The organism is Patescibacteria group bacterium (genome assembly GCA_041645165.1).
GTDB lineage: Bacteria > Patescibacteriota > Patescibacteriia > 2-02-FULL-49-11 > 2-02-FULL-49-11 > 2-02-FULL-49-11.
On record JBAZQN010000010.1, the window covers coordinates 36,637 to 57,563 of the forward strand.

Sequence of the window (20,927 nt, forward strand, 5' to 3'; positions counted from 1 at the left end):
ATCACTGTTGGTACCCGCATGTTCCTCCCGTATCGCAATCATTATCCGTAATACATGGACGCGGATTCCCCACAGGAGAGTTAGAACAATGCTTCGCGGTGATAATGGTATCTGGCCCGCCGCCGGTCTCATGGAGCCCCACGCATCCTGCTTCAGGATCAAGCTCGCCTTTGCAGTCGCTTAATTGGCTCTGGATTTTATCTTTCGGCACATAGAGGAAATCGCACGCAGACACCGAGCAGGTGCCACCGGGCCCTGGCGGGGTTGCCGTAGTGCTGCATTGCGCGTCCGTGGTACACGCAAACGCTCCGTCTTCGCTGCATGCTTTCTGCCCATACACGAGCGCCCTTGAACACCCCTCCGGCAGCCGCGGATCCTGATACTCGGTGCAGGTGGACACTTGCGGTTTGCAGCGCGCCACTGCGTTCGAGCAAAGGCCTTGGCTGCCCGGGCGGCTAAAATCCATGCAGTCTGCGTCGCTCAAACAGCGGTTCTTCACTTTCGGATACGTCACGCCTCCTGATATCGCATCACGCACGGCTCTGCCGCCTATGCAAAATCCTAACGGACGGCAGGTGCCGCCTTCAGGGCATTGCGTCGTCGCGTTCGTGCAACTCCGATACGGCGCGTTCGAACATACGCTTGTCACAGTAGGGCAAGGAGTGGAGGTGCCGAGCTGATACCACGTCGTGACAGTGCCCTCAGTCTCATACTCGCAGGTGTAGCCGGTCGGATCTTTGAATGAAGGAAAGGAGCTATTATCAGTCCTAGTCAATGTCGCACAATACTCTTCAGGGAGTGTGCAGAGACTCGTGATCTCCCCGATCTTACCGATCTCATCGCTGAACGTGTCAGGATCAACCATGACAATAGTGTCGGCATACGTGCTGGTGGCCACTCCATTCGCGGAATTCCAAAACGCCACACTCGCCTGCCCCAGGAGCGTGCAGCCTGCCTGATTTGCACTGCATGCCGCGTCTTGAGAAGGGATAAGGTAGGCAAGCGCATCAGCGGGCACGGTTACTATTGATGCAGGGCTATTGAAGCGATCCGTGGCATTGGAGTTATAGAACGTCTGCTCGGCTGGATTACTCGAATTCTGCGTGTCAATGAGCGCTTCGCATCCCACGAACCGTTCAGGGCACAGCGTAGAAAACTTCTTGAAATAGTATGTCTTCTCTGTCCCTCCTTGACGGTACGCCGCGCAGTTGAGCTGGGCACCCGCTACCGTAGTTATGGGGGGAACTTGACTATTTTGATCGCACGTCTCTGGCGTATACCAACTATCTTTAATCGCATACACCTGCGCGGTCTGCACTATTACATTATCAATATAGGTAGTGCTTCCTACCGTTATCCTCACTTGGGCAGGTGATGCGCTTGTTGCAGTAAATGGACCAAGCGTATACGACTTCCATGACGTGGTAACACTGTCCGCATAGGACGCAGGAGTGGCCACCGCTGCCTGCCCAGTGGAATCCACAAGCGAAGCGGAGATAGTGCTTGCAGAGTCAGCGCGCGCCCAGAATTTTACATTATAGAGCCTGCCTGTTTCCACGGAAAACCCAGGCCGATACGCACTCGCGCTCCCCGCCGTACCTCCCGCCATTTTAAGTGAATGGTTATTGAGCACGGCAGCTTCATTGGAAATAGATAGCGCCGTTCCAGCAGCCGGGGACCATGGCTCATACGACCCGCTCTCAAAGGTATCAGAAAAAAGCTGCTGCACATTGCTGCCGTCGCCGCGGCGGTATTCGCGGCACCCCGCGGATGATGGCGCACATGTGGCACTATAATAGGGAATTGCTTGATACACACAGTGGCCATTTGCATCCGCTTCTCCCCGGTGTTGCGCGCACCAGCCGCCCGCATCTGGCAACGTGCGCCGCAGAGGGTGGCAATCGTCAGATGCTATAATCACTTTGGAGAAATAGCGATAGTAATAAGTAAGATTGCTATCAATGAACTCTCGGCAGTCAAGATCAGGGTTGAGCGAGTTAAAGTCATTCTGGCAGTTGATGCCATCAGGGCTCCGCAAGGAATCTACTATTTTTGCTCCAGTGACCGCGGGCTCGCTTGTCGCGCCTCCGCTCGGGATCAATGTCCACACCTTCAGCTGGAATCCAACCGTGTCAGACCCCTCCCAGGTGTAATAAGTTGCTTCGCCGCTCCCGGGAAGTTCGCATTGTTTCAATTCTGTATAATACTCCTTGCCTTCGCCGCCTTGGGCAACCTTGTCGAGATTGGTAAATTCATCGCACCCGGCGTCTTGCGCCGGGCATGAATGCGCAGTGGCGGGAATAAATTGGGCTACCGGAGCAGGAGGCATATTGGTGATAGGAATACCAGCTTCAAAATTCGTCTGCATTTGCTCATACTTCTTATATCCCACACATTCTGCCGGGCACTCATCATTCCAATTGCTCACCGTATTGGTTGCCGGAGCAATAGTAGCCATGGTCGGTTTTGCCGGAATGCCTATCTGCAGCTCGGTAGGATCAAGCGGGGTATAGAGGGCGCAACCCGCATACATACCCTCTTGGCCTACAGGTCCCATGCACGATTGCGCGGTATTATTAAGATAAACCGATTCTGCTTCTCGTGGAGCTCCTTGTTGCGGCGGCGTGGGCGTGCCGCGATACGTATCAGTAGGAGGATCCGAGGTTACATCTTGTAACACATCTGCATATTCTTGAGCGGTAAGTAAATGCTTTGCCTCATCCCTATGCCGAAGACGAATATAATCTTTGCACCCCACTGCATTCGGCTCTTTGCACGCGGCCTCTGCCATGGTAAGCGCTGATTGGTTCAGGAAATAATTATCCGGCGCAGCCACGCTGTCCACCCATCCGCCGGCATCCCTGCGTCTCGCGTACCTGCGGCACCCTTCAGACGCCACTCTCGTGCACCCTTGCGCATCCGTAGTATTGAGGAGAAAGCTTACGGTCTGATCTGATCCTGCCTTTTTAAGCTCTAGGCATGACGCATACTGCGCGGGGCACGACTCGCCCAAAGACCACACTTGCTTTTCCGTCGCGCAATACCCATACGCCAAGCACCCTGTAGCTCCCCCTTCCACGATGCAGGAGCGCTGATTCGTGCACACGTTCTCGCGGCTGATGGCAGGGGACGCGATATCAGGAGGGCAGAGAATCGTGCCGTTCCCGTTCGTGTCAGTGTCGCAGATGGGTAAAGTGGCGAGCGTTACCTTCAGGTCCGCTTCTCCCGGCCCTTCCCGCACGCACTTGGTAAGAGGCGCTTTCAGAATCCAATTGGGATCTACGAGCCTGCAATATGGAGACAAAAGCCCGCCATTTTGTCCGCACTTGTCATGCGCGTCGAGAAGTTCGCCTAATGTCACGCGCGTTTGCGCAAAATTCTTGATATAGAGCGCAGCAAGCTCCCAGCCTACGGGCACGATGCGGTACTTGCGCAAAATCACGATGGAACGGTAAGGGATTCCTGATTGCCAGTCCGGTTGCGAACCGCCTTGTTCAAAACCAAAGGTAAGATTGCGGGAAAGAAGCCCTTGGCACTTGGGACAGCCCCCTGTCCCTACAGGCTCCACTGCTTCTCGCACTGACAAATGGGGATTCACGTCAATCGCCAACCTGAACAGTTCCGAAATCACGCGGTTCTCCGGGCCAGTGGTATTGGATGAAAGCTCCGAGAGCAGATCCACCGCGCTGTCAGTCGTGAAATCTGTCTTCATAATTTCGGCAAATGCGAGCTGCGCGCCCGCGGTAAATCCAATGAGGCCGCTTGAAGGGCCGTAACTTGACAAAGACCGGTCAGTCGCAGGATTGAATCCGCCGCTGGTAATGCGCTTGAATAGTTTGCTTACTAAAGTGTTCGTGAACACCTTAAATGCATCAGCGACCGCGTCGCCGGTGAAGAGGAGCATAGGACCATATGGCTTCTTAGTGAGCGCCTCTCTGGTCGACTCGGATACTAGTGTCGTCGGCGTCTTGAGCTCACCTGTTATTAAATCTTTCACTGGATTAAATCCTTCCCCCTCTTTCCGTTCTAGCTCCTTCGCCGTACGCGCTTTCGTCTGCGCGCTATACCCTTCTGCCACGATGGAGAGCACCGCGCCGATGTCATTCTCCGCAGGATTGAAGTATGTGGCAAACTTGGGCAGGTCTTTGAGCTTCAACTGCTTATAGTCAGTGCGGAAAATATCCAAACCATTGATGCGCACTGATGTCCGCGGCAGATTTTTCCTGATCTGGCTAAAGGTGCACAAAGGTTTTGAAGGCGCCAGGATTTCACGCGCGGTAAGTTTTATTTTCGCTTCAATGTCTACGGATATGGGAGAGCAGAGGGTAAGCTTCTGATGGAGCGTACCGCGGAGTTTAGCTTTACTCGCATTACTTTTATCACGCGCAGCCTGCGTCTTTTTATTTTTTATCTGACATTGCATGAGTTTTTCTGCCACTGCCTCGTATTCAGAACTACCAAAGCTAAGACATAAACCATCACCCTGTAATTCGCTACAACCAGCATTCCCTTGCTCATCAATTTTCCATTTTCCTTGGCAACAGTACTTCGCACACTCCTCTGGCATTTCTGGCTTAGTAAGCTCATCAATCGCCACATCAACGCCAGTGGTTAAAAATATTCCCAACGCTTCGTCTTTCGCATCGTCCAAATACTTCTTCCACCCTTGAGTGATGAACGCGGGCTTCTGGCCTTGCCCTCCGCTTCCTAAATAGCTAGCATAGTCGTAGGCCACCTTATTCAAAAAATACTGCAAACCGCTTTTATACGCCACCGCCACTACGGTCTTCAAGGCTTTGTCAATAACTCTCCAGATTGTATCCAAAATAGTCTTCTTTTCTTGAGCGACATCTACTACGACAGCCTGTGCATTGACATAAGGGATATGTAAAAAAGGAACGACAGCAAAACTCATCGTCACACACAGGAGGGCAATAATCGCGAACCATTTACGACGAGCCACCGTTCGTTCAATCTTGCAGATTGAACGATTGTTTTTATCGTCGAACAAACCGGTAGTGCTCATAAAATCAAAACTGGATATTTAGATTATGCAACTGAACAAAATCTTGACGTCAGTGGAACAGGCATGCCTGTTCCCTACGATCACTTGGTTCGTTCAATCTTGCAGATTGAACCATTGATTTGAAGGACGAAATTAAACAGGAGTAACCACGATCCTCGTCGGATACCTGCTTGCCGACGACCACCGCCAATCTTCTGGCGCATACACGTATCCTTTGCGCACGGGATTGTTATGAATATACTGCATCTTCTGTCTTAAAAATTCCTCTGACTCAACGAGTTCCGGATAATTTCCGCTCTGCCAGAACTGATATCCTCGCTCGGCCGCGAATATCCTCAATACACTCGGTTCGGTTGCGATAATGTTCTTCTGCAATTCTTTCGATAAAAACGTCTTCATGTCCCTGATCACGCCGATGAGATCGCGGGCTGAACCGATGAAATGAAGGTGATTGAGCATAAAGACGAACGCGTAGATTCTTAATTGTTTCTGCTTTTGGCAATATACGAAACTATCTTCTAAGATTTCAAAGCGATGATGGCGGTCAAAGATATAATACCAGTTTTTAACGGTAAACGTCATGAAGTAGACGCCGTCCTTTCCTGCTCTCGGTATTCGTACTGATGGCATACTTCATACCGCTCATTAAACGGGTGGTTCAATCTGCAAGATTGAACCAACGTAATACTATCTGCGTTCTTCTGCTTCTACTAGAGTTAAGGTTGTGGTTGCTGCTGCACGGTCTGTTCCTGTTCTTTGAGCGTATCCTGATACATCTGCATTAAAGTAGCGTCGTCAATCTGTTTGAGCTGGTCTTCTGTCACCTGCCCAGTAGCCAAAAGGAGCGTCCTCAACTCTTGGGGCGTCATTTTTGAAAGGTCAGGAGGAGGCGCCGCAGTTTCATTTCCCTGTGCAGGGGGAATAAGTTCATTGAATTGCGGCGTGGAACCTACGGGCGCAGGCTGGCCTGCCTGCGCAGGCAGGCCTGTGCGGCATTCCGTGCCTTTCGGGCAATTGGGATCGTTATTCGAATCAATTTCAACCTTGTCGGTATACGTATCGCCGTCAGAATCTTTCAAGTAAGGCGAAGTGCCGTACACATTCAGTTCATCATAATCAGAAAGCCCGTCGCTGTCAGTGTCTTTCGTCTTTAGTTCCTCATTATTCGTTGAAAACTGGGCAGTTACCTGTGGCGCGCTCACAGCGCCGAATTGATTCTCTTGGCCTGCCTGCGCAGGCGGGCCTCCAGAAAGCCGCAGATCGCGCCAAATCTTAAATCCTCCCACGCCAAGGGCAAGAAACCCAAAAAATAAAATAGACCCAAATAGCACTTTTGGGTTCATTCCTTTTGATTCCACTTCTTCGCTTTTATTTTGTGGCAAAGATGAGTCAGGCATCTATTGTATTTTATCTTGCATTTTAACGAATAGAGAAGAGGAAAAGGCTGATAACAATATAGCATAAAATTACATTCTTGTCAAAATTCATATTTCACCATATTTTGAACGAAAAAGCGCTATCCAATCGTCTATATCTAGCTCTCCCGGACGCCTCTCTATTAACGCAGATAAACGCGGATTAAGACGCGGATTAACGCAGATATCGTTATCGTGAGGTAACGATAACGTGGTATGAATCTTACGCCGGGGAAAACGGAATGCAGGTTTGATGAAGCTGAAAAACGTTTCACTCTTGATATTTCCTCGCCGCTCGGCCGCTTGAGCGTCGCGAAGATCAATCCGCACCAATGCGCTCTCAACCGCCGGCTGGGGCCAAAACGCAGAACGAGGAATAATCCTTAAAATTTCAACCTTGCCATACCATTGCACAATCACCGAAAGGAGAGACATATGCGGCGGACGTGCGTAAATCCTCTCTGCAACTTCTTTCTGAATAATGAGCACCATACGCTTCGGCAGATGATCATCCCGCAAAATGTAAGAAAAAAAATCAGAAGTAATGGAATAGGGAAGGCTTGCGACGACCACGAAATCCGACCACTGATGAACTGATGAACTGATGAACTGAATCGCATCTCCCTCAACAATCTCAACATTCTTCATTGAGCGGCGCTTGCACTCTTCTCGCAAAAATTTCACTAACTTCGACTCAATCTCTATCGCAGTCACGCGTCCTGCCGCGCCCGCAAGCGCAAATGTCAGCGCGCCGAATCCAGGACCGATCTCGTACACTGCATCAGCTGGCGTAATGCCCGCCGCCGCCACGGCGTCTTTCACCACGCTCTCGTCAATTAAAAAATTCTGGCCGCGGTCTTTTGTCGGCCTGATGCGGTATTGCTCGCACAAAGATTTTAATTCGGGAACAGAAAGGAGAGAAGACATTAGAAAAAATTTTCAATTTCTCCCGCTTAGGCGGGATCCCGCTGACATTTAAAGAAAATGATCAAAGAGCGGGACAATTCTCAATTTTTCCCGCTTGGCGGGATCCCGCTGTGGCGGGACATTCAATGACTCAATGATGCAAATGATTGAAAATTGAAACATTGAAAATTATTTGAAAATTGTAAATTGGTCATTGAACATTTAGTCTGAGTGACCCTACTCGCAATACCCTCACTGAACCATCAGTATTTACTTGAACGACAGTTGAAGGCTTCCTCCTCAGCAGTGTTCCCCCATCAATGACGAGGTCTGGTTTAAATTTTTTTCCGCTGAATGCGCGCACTGTCGCTGATGCGCTATAGAGCGCTTGCGTGCCGGAAACATTCGCGCTTGTGGCGATGAGGGGTTTGTCTAATCCACAAACGAGCTTGTGGGCGATTGGGTGCGGCGAGATGCGGAGGGAGAGTGTAGGGATAGATCTCGGTTCACTATTCACCGTCATCCCGGGCTTGACCCGGGATCCAGAAACAAAAACAAACAAACCCGCGCGATTTTTGTTTTTTCTTGTCTGGATTCCCGCCTGCGCGGGAATGACAGTTGTTTGAACGTATGAAGATGCGCGTTTCAACGGCAACACCAAAGATAACGGCCCCGGCCAATAGTGCCGTGCGAGCCGACGGGCAACAGGAGAAAATACTACGTAACGCTCTGCCATTGACCTTGAAGCAACGATGACTGACAGCGGCTTTCCCTGCGGCCTTTGTTTGATGCGCCTTACTTTCATATGAACCTTCGGGTTCGTCCAATCACCGCCCAGACCATACGAAGTTTCGGTGGGAAAGGCCACCACGCCACCCTCACGGAGCACTCTTAATGCCACGCGAAGTAGTATCGGGTCATTAACTGAAATTACCTTCATACGCTAAGCGCGGTGGAAATCCCAATACCCAAACCCCAATGACCAATTAAATCCCAATTACCAATACCAAAATTGAGCATTAGGGAATTTGAGCATTGATTGAGCATTGGACATTGGAAATTGGTCATTAATTTGACATTTGAAATTTGTCATTGAGATTTCTCAATCTTGTGTAACAAGATTGAGCAGTTTCCCTTTCACATACACCTTCCTCGCCACCTCTTTTCCTTTCAAATACTTCTGAATCTCGGGCAGTGCGTTTGCCGCCGCATATACCTCTTCTTCTCCCGCATCGCGGGACACTTCTGCCACTCCCCGCTTCTTCCCATCGATCTGTATGACCACCTGCACAGTCTCCTGTGTCATCAGCGCGAGATCAAAAGCCGGCCACGGCTCTTTGAAAATAGACCGTGCGTTGCCAAGCTGTTCCCATAACTCTTCCGTGATATGCGGCGCAAACGGCGCAAGAAGAATGAGGAGCGCCTTGTAGCCGGATAAAGTATCAGCGCGGTCTTCAAGGGCAGGTAATTCGTTCGTGTACGTCATGAGCTGTGCGATCGCAGTATTAAATTTAAACGCTTCAATATCTTCTGTAACTTTCTTAATCGTCTGATGCGCCAAACGCGCAAGCGCGTCGCTTTTAAACGCACTTACTACGCCCTTAAACGCCTGCGTATGAATGCGTGGTGAATGCGTATGAATGCGGGTCCCCAAGGACCATACGCGCTCCAAAAACCTCCTTATCCCTACGATGCTGCGCATGCTCCAAGGTTTTGCATCTTCAAACGGGCCCATGAACATTTCATACAATCGCATAGTGTCTGCGCCGTAGATTTCGATGACTTCATCGGGATTGATGACATTGCCTCGCGATTTCGACATCTTTTGCCCGTCCTCTCCCAAGATCAGCCCTTGATTTTTTAACGTAAGGAAAGGCTCGTCAAAATCAATAATCCCCAGCCAATGCAGCACCTTGGTAAAAAACCGCGCATACATCAGATGCATGACTGCATGCTCTGCCCCGCCGACATAGAGGTCTACCGGAAGCCACGCATGAATCTTCTCGCGGCTTGCAAATTCTTTCGCATTGCGAGGATCCGTATAGCGGAAAAAATACCAGGAAGAGTCCACAAAAGTATCCATCGTATCGCACTCCCTCCGCACGTCTTCGCCATACGAACCGCACTTGGGGCATCTCACCTCATGGAATTTTTTTGACCGCTTAAGAGGCGACTCCCCCGTAGGCCGGAAATCAACATCATCAGGCAACCGCACCGGTAGATCTTTTTCCGGGACCGGCACCTCACCGCACTTCACACAATAGATAATGGGAATCGGCGCTCCCCAATAGCGCTGACGCGAGATGAGCCAATCACGCAGACGATAGGTAACCTGCTTCCTGCCAAACTTTTCTGCCATTTTTAAAAGAGCCTCTTCCGACGACAGTCCGGTAAACTCCCCCGACTCGACAAGCATCCCGTGTCCTATATAACATCCTACATCCATAACCTCCTTGAGTAATTCCGGAAATTCAAGGGTCCCCATATCTTTCATCGTGAAATGTCCCCGTCCTTTTAATTCTCTCAGTTCAGCGTTTAATTCCTTCGCATACCACCGTGCACTTTCCTTGCGGTATTCTTCTTCATTGTCGGAAATAAAGATGATAATTTTTCTCACCTGATCCTTAATCTTTGGATTTATGTCAAAATCATATAACGGACCAAGACGCTGACGATTCTCGGTGATGGTTTTCCTACCAGGCGCCACCAAAAGGAGGGTATCAATTTTTGCATCCGTCTCTCCCAGCCACCGCACCGCAAATGCGCCGCCCGCGCTATGCCCTATCACTACTGAATTTTCATCTAAGGGAAGGTGTGCTACCTGCTTTTTCCATTCATCATATTGCGGCTCCCAAGCATTCGGCATGAGTGGATTAAATACCTTGAAACCTCGTTCTTCCAACTTCGGCGTTATCCATCCCAACCAGTGATGGGTATTTTCTGGAATATAATCAGCTTTCCCGCGTGGATCAGATTTTGGAGATCCGTGTACCATAAGCACCTTTCTCTCTTTTGGCCGTATTACACACTTGATCGGCAAATTGAATTTTTTTGCAAACACATAATCCCGCTCGTCATGTGCCGGAACGGCCATAATTGCGCCCGTACCATAACCCATGAGCACGTAATCAGCAATCCAAATTGGTATCTCTTCCTTAGTGGCGGGATTGATTGCGGTTATCCCTTGTAATTCAACACCAGTTTTTTCCTTCTGTAACTGACCACGCTCCAGTTCAGTTTTGCTTTTAGCGCTCTGAATATATTGTTCAACAAATTTGAAATTTGAAATTTGAAATTTGAAATTTTCAATTATGGGGTGTTCCGGTGCGAGCACCATGTAAGTCGCCCCAAATAACGTATCCGGCCTCGTGGTGAATACTTCGATCCATAACTCCCCCTCTCCCCCTCTTACCTTAAGAGGGGGTTGGGGGGCGTTACTCACTATAGGAAATTTTATCAATGCTCCTTCACTTCTCCCAATCCAATTCTGCTGCATGAGTTTGATAGGTTCCGGCCAATTAATCTTTTCAAGGCCTGAAAGCAGTCCTGCCGTGACTCGCTTGTTCCTTTTCGCGTCTTGTGTCCGATCCTCGATAAAATCAGTGATTTTGAAAAACCACTGCGCAAGCTCTTTCTGCACTACCGTATGCTTGCAGCGTTCGCATTTCCCGTCCACCACTTGCTCGCGCGCGAGCACGGTTTGGCAGTGTGCACACCAATTCACCGGGGCTAATCTCTTATAGGCCAAGCCGTGTTGGTAGAGCAAGAGGAAAAACCATTGCGTCCAGCGGTAATAATCAGGATCTGCGGTATTCACTTCCCGCGACCAATCATAGGAAAACCCCAGCGACTTGATCTGGCGCCGAAAATTTTCAATGCTCTTCGCAGTGGTCTCCGCGGGATGCACACCCACTTTGATCGCGTAATTCTCCGCAGGAAGCCCGAACGCGTCCCATCCCATCGGATGAAGCGCCATAGAGCCCCGCATGCGCAAATAGCGGCTCACGATATCGGTGGCAGTATAGCCTTCGGGGTGCCCTACATGGAGCCCTTGCGAGGAAGGATAGGGAAACATGTCGAGCACATAGCGGCGATCTTCGCGCTTTCTCCCCTCATCATCAGCGCGAAACGCGCCCTGCGCTTCCCAGCGCTCCTGCCATTTCTGCTCAATTTTTTTATGGTCGTAGGAGTGAGACATAACAGTACATAATCCAAAAACCAAAGATCAAAAATCAAAATTATGGAGTCCCGTAATTACGGGACGAAATTCCTTCATTTTGCATTTTGAGTTTTGCATTTTGAGTTACATGTTGATTGTACCATTGACTCAATGAATTTCCAATGGTATACCCAAGTAATGATACGGTCACATAATACCATGCCCAAATTATTCCGCCATATTACCCTCGCCTTTCTACGTTTCCTCGTCCGCCTACTCACTGGATTAGGCAAAGGCATCGCGCTTGCGGGAAGACGTCTCTATCGCTCGCTCTCCTCCTCGACGAAAATCGTGTCAGGCATAAAGGGTATCATGGTGCGCCTGTATGAAACCCTCCGTACACTCCGCGCAAACGCGCGCGTAATCCATCCTCAAGGAAAAATACGCATCCTCCTCACCCATCCCTACACCCTTAAGGTAATCATTGCGGGAATGATTCTTCTAGTTATCTTCACAAACATTAACTCGCGCTCCGTCGCTGCTGATGAACTGGGGCACAACAGCCTCATCTACCGCTTGATCTCCATTGATGCCCGCATGATCGTGGTCGACGCGAGCCCTGCAGCGCTCCCTCAAGCAGGCAGAACATTCAGGGATACCATTGAGAGAGAAAATTCCACGAATGAGGGGATCGCGGGCATGCCGTTAGCGCTCGATACGAGTATCGGCACAATAGTGCGCCCAAACCCCACTGAAACCTTGCGCGGAAGCCGCCCGCGCGACAGCATTATCACTTACACGGTACAGCAGAATGATACCATAAGCGGCATTGCCTACCGTTTCACGCTCTTCGCGCGTACGATTCTTTGGGCGAATAATTTAAGCGGCACCTCCGTAATCCGTCCCGGCGACTCTCTGGTCATACCTCAAGTGGACGGCGTGATCCATACGGTAAGGCGCGGTGACACTCTCCAGGGGATTGCGACGAGATACCGCTCAACCATTGATAAAATTACCGCGCTCAATAATATCTCACAAGGAGCAAAACTTGAACCCGGCACGCTCCTCACCGTTCCGGATGGCCGCCCCCCATCCGTAAGCGTCCCTGCGCAAACCCGAGTTGCCACGCGCACTGCACCAAGAAATGTGGGGAGCGCGCGTTCTCCTAGCGGTGGCCTTATCTGGCCCACCACTGGCCGCGCCATAACCCAATATTTCAGCTGGCGCCACGGAGGACTCGATATCGATGGCAACCTTAGTTCCCCGATCTACGCGGCGGAAAGCGGCACGGTAGAAATCGCGCAGGGAGGGTGGAATGGCGGATATGGCAACGTCATCGTCATAAGCCATAGTAAAAGCACAAAGACAAGGTATGGCCACCTTTCCCGCCTCTATGTGCGTCCGGGAGAACAAGTGCAGCGAGGGCAGATCATCGGTATGATGGGGTCCACCGGCCGTTCTACAGGATCCCACCTCCATTTCGAAATCCTTATTAACGGCGCGCGCAAAAATCCGTTAAGCTACTTTTAATTAAGGAGTTTGACCCCGTTAGAGGTCGCCCTGCCGAAGGCACGGCTTCAACCGCCTAAGGGGCGGCTTACCTCTCACGGTACGCGCTCACTGGGGGCATCGCCATCCTCGCGGTTTAAGCCCCCCTCTTGGTCTCCCCCCTGATAAGGGCGCTTAAAAAAATAACATTTCACTTGTCCCATAGGTTTGTCCTTATTTTGTTGACGTACGGCGTAGATGGCGGGATATGTTATTTTTTTACGGCGCCTAAGGGGGAGACCACACGCCTTGTCCTCCCCCTATGGCTTCGCCATATCTTGATGATATAAAGGGGGAGGTTTGGTGGGGGTGTTGATGGTCAGTGAGCGCTTACCTCCTTACGGGGTTGACTGTTCGGTTTTTGTTCGGTATACTATATTTAGTTTTCCACAGATAATACTACTTCTGTCTTTTCCTAATAACTCGCTCACAGTCACCATTCAGGCTCGAATGCAAAAATCAAAATCCAAAAGTCAAAATGAAAATGTAAAATCTTTAAATTTTGATCTATCATTTTGCATTTTGAGATTTACATTTTACATTTACCCACATTTCCTATGCTCACCAAACAACAAACCAAAGTTTTAGACATTATTAAAAATTGCATTAAGGACCACGGGTATGCTCCTTCCATCCGGGAAATCGCGGAAGAAATGGGTGTTTCCTCCCCTGCCACGGTAAACGAGCACCTCGAAGCGCTCGTGCAAAAGGGATTCTTGAAAAAAACGGACCGCGCCATCCGCAATATTGAACTCACGAAAAAGGTGTGGATGCTCAGCAAAAGCATTGAGCTGCCGCTCGTGGGGCTCATTGCGGCAGGCGAGCCGATTGAAGCGATTGAACAAAGGGGAGAAACCGTCGCCGTACCCACCGAGCTTGCGGGCGACGAGAACTGCTACGTGCTGCGGGTGAAAGGCGATTCCATGATGGAAGACGGGATCTTAAATGGAGACTACGTGATTGTGGAACGCACCTTCTATCCTAAAAATGGCGACGTGGTGGTGGCGCTTCTGGATAATGAACACGCGACGCTCAAACGGTATTACCGGGAAAAAGACAGGATCCGGCTGCAGCCCGCAAATAAAAACTACAACCCTCTCTTCGTAAAGAATCCCGCGATTCAGGGAATTGTTAAGGGATTGATAAGAAAATTTGCGGTAGCATAATGCCGAATTTCAAAATCTCACCGCTCAGGCGGGAAACTTTGAGCTTTGTCATTTCAAAAGGAATATGTCCCTCACCTCGTACCACGACCCCATTTCGGTGCTTGCCTCCTTCCGCGGAGGCGAAGTGAAACCCGTGGCGTTCAAATGGGGAGGGCGCGACTGGCACGTAAAACAGGTGAATCTCGTGAGCGCCTCGCGCGACGGCCGCGCCAAACTCATATATTTCTCCGTCTCAGACGAAGCAAACGCGTTCAAACTCCAATTCAATAGCGAAACATTGGAGTGGGCGCTGGAGGAAGTGTGGCATGATTAATTTTCAATTATCAATTTTCAATCAATGACCTAATGAATCAATTTTCAAACTTTGAACATTGCGAAATTGAAAATTGTTTGAAAATTGTCCCCCTTCGGGAGATCCCCCGTAGGGGGAGAAATTGAGCATTGAAAATTCACTCACTATGCTCCATCAACGAGTAGTGCTTCACATCGACATGAACAGCTACTTCGCCTCGGTGGAGCAGCAGGCAAACCCGTTCCTGCGCGGAAGAGCGGTGGCAGTCTGCGCCTATCTCTCTCCGAACGGATGCGTCATTGCATCGTCCCGGGAGGCAAAGGAAAAAGGGGTGAAAACCGGCCTGCGCGTGCGGGATGCGCGCTCGCTCTACCCTCCCACTATCTTTCTCCAAAACGATCCTATCAAATACCGCACGACGACCGAGGCCATTTTTGGCATCTTTGCAGAATATTCTGACCGCATAGAGCCGTATTCCATTGATGAGGCGTTTATCGACCTCACGGGTTATGCCGCGGATCTTAAACACGGCGCCGAAATAGGCAGGGAAATCAACCGCAGAATCAAGGAGGAAGTGGGCGAGTGGCTGCGCTCCTCCGTAGGGATCGCGGAAACGCGCTTCATCGCGAAGCTCGCCTCGGACACGGGCCCCAAAGACAGCGTTACGGTCCTCCCCTCTTCCCAACTTGCTTCTTATCTCAAGACGATCTCTTTGCGGGACATTTGGGGCATCGCAGGAGGCCTGGAGCGCCGCCTTGCATCAATCGGCATCACAAGCCCTTTAAGATTCCGGCAAGTGCCCATGATGCACATCCTGTCATCCTTAGGGAAACCAGGCTATTATCTCTGGGCATCGCTTAATGGAATTGAGCTCAACGGGGTAGCGAAGGAAGAAGAGCATACACAAAAGTCTATCGGGCACTCTTACTGCCTGCCTAAAAAAACAAACGATCCAAAAACACTTGCGGCGATCCTCATGAAACTCTGCGAGAAGACCGGCCGCCGCTTGCGCGCGGCGCGCGTTGAAGCATGGAATATTTCTGTGGGACGACGGTGCGAAAATCCTCTAGCCTTCCACCAGTATCCCTCTCCACGAGGACGTTCGATTGGAAAAAACCCTCCGCAGCTTGCCCGAGCACGACCCCTCGATGCAATCGAGGGTCGGGCGAGCGAGGCGGAGCACGGTCGCGCGCAGGAGCGACCGATGCGTGTTTTTTCAACGAACGTCCGAGCTCCCTTATTTGATTCTTTCGATATCTTCCGCGAAGCGTGGCGGCTTCTCAAAGCCGATACGATTTCGAGTCCCGTCTCCATGCTTGCCGTGTCCGTATCGCGCCTGATGCCCCCTTCTGCCCAGTTCAGCCTTTTCCCTTGCCGTCGCGGCGGCTCCCGCAGGGTGGCATGCGCGCTTGATGCCATCAACGACCGCTGGGGCGAATATACGGTGATGCGCGGCGCCATGTGGCATACACAAAAAAATGCTCCCGATAGAATTGGCTATCGGAAGAGCACTGAAATCCCAAAATGGAGGGAGACAATCCAGTCTATCCCTTTGGCGGAAGATGCAGAATAACCTCCGTGATCTTCTCAACTGTTTCATTAAGTTTCCCCTCCCGGTTCACCACGCGATAATCATAGTCATGCGCGGCCTTGAGCTCTTCCATCGCCTCATGCCAACGAACGTTCAGCTGCTCATCGGAGAATCCTTTTTCCACCATGCGACGCCGGATGCTCTCTAAGCTGTCAGGCTCAATGAAAATACGCACTGCGTCCGCATACATATCCATCACTTGTTCAGCGCCTCTGACGTCAATTTTCAGCAGCACATTGCGCCCCCCGCGAAGCGCCGTTTCTACCGCTTGCCGCGGCGTGGCAAATTTCCTGTTGCGCACGGGCGCCCATTCTAAAAACTCGCCCCGAGCAACCCGCGCATCAAACTCTTTATTATCAACAAAATAGTGGTCTATGCCGTCTACTTCTTCGGGGCGCTGTTCGCGCGTCGTCACGGTAATAATCCGTGCAAGGTTCAGCGCAGGCCTTTTCAAGAGCTCCTTGACGACTGCGTCTTTGCCCACTTGCGAGGGTCCTGAAATGATGATAATGCGGCCGGGCATGACAGAAATTCTAATTTCTAAATCCTAAAAACTCTAAAAATTTTCAATGCTCAATTTCTCCCCCTACGGGGGATCTCCCGAAGGGAGACAATTTTCAATCAATATCCCAATGTCATAATTTTCAAACGTTTGATAATTGTTTAATTGAAAATTAAATGAAAATTGAAGCTTGAAAATTGAAAATTATCAAAACAGCCTAGGATTTACTGCGCTGAAGAAGTGTATACACTTGCTGCAACTCAACAGGTAAGGGCGCATGATAAGTCTTTACCTCTCCTTGCAGATCAGTAAATGTAAGAGATGATGCATGGAGAAATGGGCGATTGAGGGTTGTTTTTATTTGCCTGCGCGCCTTTCCTCCATAAAGCGGATCCCCGATGATAGGATGCCCTATCGCGGCAAGGTGTACCCTGATCTGATGCGTACGACCTGTCTTAGGAAATACCTTAAGAAAGGTGAGACGGGGGAAGCGCCTCGCGACTTCAAACCTTGTCAACGCTTCTCTCGCGTTGTGAGAAATTTTCAACGTTTCTGCGTCAGTCTGTGACCTCCTCTTATGAGGAAGCGCTGTCATTGTACCACGCCTTCGCGGACTCGTGCTACGCGTGAGAGGGAGCGCAATTTCGCCATGGTCATTCACAAAGGTCCCCGCAACCAGCGCGTGATATTCCTTTTCGATTTTGCGTTCGCGAAATGCGCGGGAAAAATAATCAAACGCCTGCGGCGTACGGGCAATGATCATCACGCCGGATACCAGCTTGTCCAGACGGTGCACAATCCCCGGGCGAGATGGATCTCCCCCAATCTTGCGCAATTCAGGATACCGAGGAAGGAGTAAATCAATAAGGGTTGCGCCATGAATCCCAGGCGCAGCATGGACCGCGATCCCTGCCGGCTTATCAACGATGAGATAGTCATCCGTTTCGGCAATAATGGAAATTTTCACATCTGCGTTGATCCGCGATAAAACCAAACGTGACGATCCGCGTTGATCTGCGATCTGTTTCACCTCCTCAACCTTCTGCCCTTCCTTCAGCGCGTAATGCGGCGTCATTGACTTTCCCTCAACCACCCACCTCCCTGCCTTAATATCACGCTGTATGGCAACCCGCGACTGTTCTGGCAATTTCTCCACCAAAAATTTATCTAATCGCTTGCCTTTGTCTGCTGGTTCAACAATAAATTGGGAGGTCATACGCAATGAGAACAATGTTGCTCTGTAATTTCTTATAAAAATTTTATTTATTCCTCTGTCCGTAGGACTATATGTCGCCTCACATACTCATTTTTGATAAATTTTGATGAGTATGGCAGATATTTTTTCTGCAGACTTTCGCTTAAGGTAAAAAAGTCACTTGTTACCTTTCCTGAACAGTTTTTGTTTCCGCAATTGCATTTCCAAGTATTGCCAGTATGAGCATTGATTCGGTAGTCAACGGTTATTTCTTCTCCTTTCTTGATTGATTTCAATGCAAAGTATGGTACCTTCTTTTTTGAAGACTCTTTCGGGATTGCATTTGGATTACAGGAATGATTCACGAAGCGTCCTGGCGGATTCATAATTTCCCACGTTTCTCTATCTATTTCATTCAGATGATCTCCTTCGCTTTTTAGAATTTTTTCTAAATCTCTTTCTTTCACCGACCGTCCGCGATAATTAACAAAAACTACTTCACCTTTACGAAAATTCCTAAGAGCGAATACTCCTTTCCCTTTCTTCTCGGCTTCTTTTATTTCTACACCTTTTCTCATAATTTTCCTTTTCCTTACGCCCAATAACACCTTTCGAAATTACTTCAATGTCCACAGATAAAACCTGAATTTCTTTTCACTTCCTTTGATATTTGCACGAATGCCGACTCTTCGAGCGGTTAAAATGTCTTCTTTATGCACTACCACATCTCGGTCTTCCAACCAAAGTATATTGTCAGTAAGGTCAGCGCCATAAAGATGAGTAGTGATCCCAAAAGACTTGCATAAATTGCCGGGAGATTTTGTGAGCCCTTCTTCCGCAACATCTTTGCCGAAATTCTTTTTCATCAGATTAATGCCCTCTTCAGGAATGAGTGCTCTTATAAAAACGACCTCGGGTATATCCTTTTTATTCACCACCACCGCACACTGGTAATGCATCCCATAAATCTTATATACGTACGCATAGCCGCCATCGCGATACATCACCTCGGTTCTCTTCGTCCTTTTATTCCCGTGCGACACATGATCTACAAACGCGGGATAAGCCTCAACATCCGTAATCATTCCCGAAATGATTCCTTGCTCCGTTTTATGCACCAAATACTTGCCAAGGAACTTCGGCGCTAAGGCTACTGCACCCTCTTGATAGAATAATTTTGGCAGTTTCTTATTCATGGTTTCATCTTTTGTTCCGTTATGCTTTCTCAATTTTATCCTACTCACGTAGAAATCCTCCTTAGGAGCGCTGTCCCATCACGATAATGTTCGGCCTTAAGAATAAAAGAGAAACGATCTAAATCCAAACAGAGATCAAAGTCTCTTTCCGGCTTCCATGTCTTCTGCGGATCAAAGAAGGATTGGCTTGCTTCGCTATATCTCAGACGGTTAATGAGAGGAGCAAATTCTTGTGCTACACCTTCCAACGCATTCCGCACATAACCTGCACATTCCGTATCTTCATCAGACAACTGAACGCCGCCTCTCCCCATGCATACCAACGACACCTTACGAGGTGCCATACGGTTCACATACTTCACCACTGCTCCTGCGTTGATAAAACTTCCAGTGATGACTTCATCTGCATTAGTCGCGTTCACAATACCCTGCGTACCGGAGGAGGTTGTAAGAATAAGCGTTTTTCCACTAAAGTCAACATGCTCAATTTCAGTGGGGGAGTTCCCATAGTCGAATCCCGCTACTTTCTTCCCGTCCCTTTCTCCGATAAGGATACTCTCTGGTATCTTACTTTTAAGTTGTAATGCCTGAGTGACGCCACCAACGCATATCATACGCGCCGCACCATTACCAAACGCGTAACAGGCGGTAGAAAAAGCGCGAAACACATCGATAATCACCGTAAGGCCTTCTGCCTTCTTAGCTCCCTCGATCAATTGAAGAATACTAATTTCCATACATTGCCTACAAATATACTGAATGAGCAACCTAATCCCGAATTTGTCATTCCTGATTTAATTTCGATGTTATACACCTTAAAAAATTTCTATTTTTTCAATAAAAATTGCTTTAATTTTAATGTCGCCTCATCAACCTTGGTCAAGTTACTTTTGGTTTTAAAAGTTTTCTTAGCGAACTCCATAATTGGACGCACAGATTCTATTTTTCTGCCAAATTTTCTTTTCATCCAATCAAAACGTGGAAATACCCAAACGTGGAAATGATGCAACGTGTCTTCTTCCTGGATAAGGTAAACAACCTTAACGCCAAGAACCTGCCTTAAGGCTGAACGTAAGCGATATAATAATTTTATGAAATCCCGTTGTTCTTTGTCAGTAAATTCATCAACACTTTGAATATGCCTTCTGGATGAAATAATCACAAAACCCGGAATAGGAATTTCATAGTCTTGGTGGGCATCAAAATATTTTGACTTTACAATATCGCCTAGGCTTATTTCACCTTTTTCACGGGTACACCCAAGGCAAGTTATTTTTTTCACTTGGCCTGTATAATTGATTATTTTATTAATTGACCTTGACATACCATGAAATTAAATTTTTCAATAATGAAGAGAATACGAATTATATTTATCACGAAAAAGTGCTCATTTCAGTGAGATATTTTTTTGCTTCCTCATACCACGGCTGGGCAATCTGTTTGGCGAAAGGAGACGATATCCTGTGAAACACCATACGTATTCTCCTCCCCGCCTCGCTGGTACTGCCATCACGCATAGATTTCTTGGCAAGGCTTACGGCCTTTTCTTCCAAAAATGCCAAACAATCGGCATCGCACAATACATTTTGATCTTCATCGCCCCCTGTCTCATGATTCGCCACAAAGTGCTTGACTCGCGCGATGAGTTCTTCTTCCGCACCTTCGTGCCGCAGGAATTTTTCAATATCAACCGCGCTTAAGTCCTGATGTTTGCGCAATAGTGCGGGATCATCAGACCCCTTTTTCCAGTCTCCATAAAACGCCCTTTCAATATCATGCGCTATCCCGGCAATGAGCAATGCCTCATCCGCGTCAGGTTTAAGCTTCTTAATCCAGTATACGGTGCGCTGGTGATGCGAGATATTGCTCAAGGCTCCCGCCTCCGTGAAAGCATCTATAACAAACCGTTCCACCTTATCAAACATAATGTG

Annotated in this window: 17 protein-coding genes; 4 read left to right on the top strand and 13 right to left on the bottom strand. The window is 49.0% G+C overall.

The window, feature by feature from the left end; genetic code table 11:
- Window position 1: 1 nt before the first annotated feature.
- From WC659_04575 to WC659_04600, 6 genes are all read right to left on the bottom strand, one after another.
- Window positions 2–5,026, bottom strand: a complete 5,025-nt coding sequence (locus tag WC659_04575) for a carbohydrate binding domain-containing protein (GenBank protein MFA4873182.1) — start codon at window positions 5,024–5,026, stop codon at window positions 2–4.
- 132 nt (window positions 5,027–5,158) lie between these two features.
- Window positions 5,159–5,656 (bottom strand): hypothetical protein, encoded by a 498-nt coding sequence (locus WC659_04580; GenBank protein ID MFA4873183.1) that lies wholly within the window; start codon window positions 5,654–5,656, stop codon window positions 5,159–5,161.
- Between the two features lie 86 nt (window positions 5,657–5,742).
- Window positions 5,743–6,408 (bottom strand): hypothetical protein, encoded by a 666-nt coding sequence (locus WC659_04585; protein MFA4873184.1) that lies wholly within the window; start codon window positions 6,406–6,408, stop codon window positions 5,743–5,745.
- 102 nt (window positions 6,409–6,510) lie between these two features.
- A complete protein-coding gene (gene rsmA, locus WC659_04590) occupies window positions 6,511–7,368 on the bottom strand; it encodes a 16S rRNA (adenine(1518)-N(6)/adenine(1519)-N(6))-dimethyltransferase RsmA (protein ID MFA4873185.1) in 858 nt (285 codons plus the stop codon).
- Window positions 7,369–7,558: 190 nt separating this feature from the next.
- Window positions 7,559–8,287, bottom strand: a complete 729-nt coding sequence (locus WC659_04595; GenBank protein MFA4873186.1) for an L-threonylcarbamoyladenylate synthase — start codon at window positions 8,285–8,287, stop codon at window positions 7,559–7,561.
- A 162-nt stretch (window positions 8,288–8,449) separates the two neighbouring features.
- The gene (locus WC659_04600; GenBank protein MFA4873187.1) at window positions 8,450–11,545 is read right to left on the bottom strand and encodes a class I tRNA ligase family protein; all 3,096 of its coding nucleotides are present in this window, start codon (window positions 11,543–11,545) and stop codon (window positions 8,450–8,452) included.
- A gap of 180 nt (window positions 11,546–11,725) precedes the next feature.
- On the opposite strand from WC659_04600, the gene WC659_04605 reads away from it, so the two are divergent.
- The 4 genes from WC659_04605 (at window position 11,726) to WC659_04620 (ending at window position 16,085) form a co-directional block, all read left to right on the top strand.
- Window positions 11,726–13,036 (top strand): M23 family metallopeptidase, encoded by a 1,311-nt coding sequence (locus WC659_04605; GenBank protein ID MFA4873188.1) that lies wholly within the window; start codon window positions 11,726–11,728, stop codon window positions 13,034–13,036.
- Between the two features lie 575 nt (window positions 13,037–13,611).
- Window positions 13,612–14,220, top strand: coding sequence for a transcriptional repressor LexA (gene lexA, locus WC659_04610; protein ID MFA4873189.1), 609 nt, complete (start codon window positions 13,612–13,614; stop codon window positions 14,218–14,220).
- Window positions 14,221–14,284: 64 nt separating this feature from the next.
- Entirely contained in the window at window positions 14,285–14,533 is a 249-nt protein-coding gene (locus WC659_04615) for a hypothetical protein (protein MFA4873190.1), read from the top strand.
- A 145-nt stretch (window positions 14,534–14,678) separates the two neighbouring features.
- The gene (locus WC659_04620; protein ID MFA4873191.1) at window positions 14,679–16,085 is read left to right on the top strand and encodes a hypothetical protein; all 1,407 of its coding nucleotides are present in this window, start codon (window positions 14,679–14,681) and stop codon (window positions 16,083–16,085) included.
- Here the strand turns inward: WC659_04620 and gmk are convergent.
- From gmk to WC659_04655, 7 genes are all read right to left on the bottom strand, one after another.
- Window positions 16,057–16,626, bottom strand: a complete 570-nt coding sequence (gene gmk / locus WC659_04625; GenBank protein ID MFA4873192.1) for a guanylate kinase — start codon at window positions 16,624–16,626, stop codon at window positions 16,057–16,059. The two genes, WC659_04620 and gmk, sit on opposite strands and share 29 nt — an antisense overlap.
- Window positions 16,627–16,822: 196 nt before the next feature.
- Complete coding sequence (locus tag WC659_04630; protein ID MFA4873193.1) at window positions 16,823–17,821, bottom strand: RluA family pseudouridine synthase; 999 nt, start codon at window positions 17,819–17,821, stop codon at window positions 16,823–16,825.
- 47 nt (window positions 17,822–17,868) lie between these two features.
- Window positions 17,869–18,378, bottom strand: a complete 510-nt coding sequence (locus WC659_04635) for an SET domain-containing protein-lysine N-methyltransferase (GenBank protein ID MFA4873194.1) — start codon at window positions 18,376–18,378, stop codon at window positions 17,869–17,871.
- A gap of 39 nt (window positions 18,379–18,417) precedes the next feature.
- Window positions 18,418–18,996, bottom strand: a complete 579-nt coding sequence (locus WC659_04640) for a DNA-3-methyladenine glycosylase (protein MFA4873195.1) — start codon at window positions 18,994–18,996, stop codon at window positions 18,418–18,420.
- A 44-nt stretch (window positions 18,997–19,040) separates the two neighbouring features.
- Window positions 19,041–19,733: a 2-phosphosulfolactate phosphatase gene (locus WC659_04645; GenBank protein ID MFA4873196.1), complete on the bottom strand. Its 693-nt coding sequence runs from the start codon at window positions 19,731–19,733 to the stop codon at window positions 19,041–19,043.
- 89 nt (window positions 19,734–19,822) lie between these two features.
- Window positions 19,823–20,320, bottom strand: coding sequence for a diadenosine tetraphosphate hydrolase (locus tag WC659_04650; protein MFA4873197.1), 498 nt, complete (start codon window positions 20,318–20,320; stop codon window positions 19,823–19,825).
- A gap of 49 nt (window positions 20,321–20,369) precedes the next feature.
- Window positions 20,370–20,921, bottom strand: a complete 552-nt coding sequence (locus tag WC659_04655; GenBank protein ID MFA4873198.1) for a DUF4202 family protein — start codon at window positions 20,919–20,921, stop codon at window positions 20,370–20,372.
- Window positions 20,922–20,927 lie beyond the last annotated feature (6 nt).

Excerpts from the sequence above, each read along its gene's own strand:
- WC659_04640 (MFA4873195.1), bottom strand. The coding sequence starts at position 18,996 with ATGAATAAGAAACTGCCAAAATTATTCTATCAAGAGGGTGCAGTAGCC.
- WC659_04645 (MFA4873196.1), bottom strand. The coding sequence starts at position 19,733 with ATGGAAATTAGTATTCTTCAATTGATCGAGGGAGCTAAGAAGGCAGAA.
- WC659_04655 (MFA4873198.1), bottom strand. The coding sequence starts at position 20,921 with ATGTTTGATAAGGTGGAACGGTTTGTTATAGATGCTTTCACGGAGGCG.
- WC659_04630 (MFA4873193.1), bottom strand. The coding sequence starts at position 17,821 with ATGACCTCCCAATTTATTGTTGAACCAGCAGACAAAGGCAAGCGATTA.
- WC659_04595 (MFA4873186.1), bottom strand. The coding sequence starts at position 8,287 with ATGAAGGTAATTTCAGTTAATGACCCGATACTACTTCGCGTGGCATTA.
- WC659_04650 (MFA4873197.1), bottom strand. The coding sequence starts at position 20,320 with ATGTCAAGGTCAATTAATAAAATAATCAATTATACAGGCCAAGTGAAA.
- WC659_04600 (MFA4873187.1), bottom strand. The coding sequence starts at position 11,545 with ATGTCTCACTCCTACGACCATAAAAAAATTGAGCAGAAATGGCAGGAG.
- lexA (MFA4873189.1), top strand. The coding sequence starts at position 13,612 with ATGCTCACCAAACAACAAACCAAAGTTTTAGACATTATTAAAAATTGC.
- gmk (MFA4873192.1), bottom strand. The coding sequence starts at position 16,626 with ATGCCCGGCCGCATTATCATCATTTCAGGACCCTCGCAAGTGGGCAAA.
- rsmA (MFA4873185.1), bottom strand. The coding sequence starts at position 7,368 with ATGTCTTCTCTCCTTTCTGTTCCCGAATTAAAATCTTTGTGCGAGCAA.
- WC659_04580 (MFA4873183.1), bottom strand. The coding sequence starts at position 5,656 with ATGCCATCAGTACGAATACCGAGAGCAGGAAAGGACGGCGTCTACTTC.
- WC659_04575 (MFA4873182.1), bottom strand. The coding sequence starts at position 5,026 with ATGAGCACTACCGGTTTGTTCGACGATAAAAACAATCGTTCAATCTGC.
- WC659_04635 (MFA4873194.1), bottom strand. The coding sequence starts at position 18,378 with ATGAGAAAAGGTGTAGAAATAAAAGAAGCCGAGAAGAAAGGGAAAGGA.
- WC659_04620 (MFA4873191.1), top strand. The coding sequence starts at position 14,679 with ATGCTCCATCAACGAGTAGTGCTTCACATCGACATGAACAGCTACTTC.
- WC659_04615 (MFA4873190.1), top strand. The coding sequence starts at position 14,285 with ATGTCCCTCACCTCGTACCACGACCCCATTTCGGTGCTTGCCTCCTTC.
- WC659_04605 (MFA4873188.1), top strand. The coding sequence starts at position 11,726 with ATGCCCAAATTATTCCGCCATATTACCCTCGCCTTTCTACGTTTCCTC.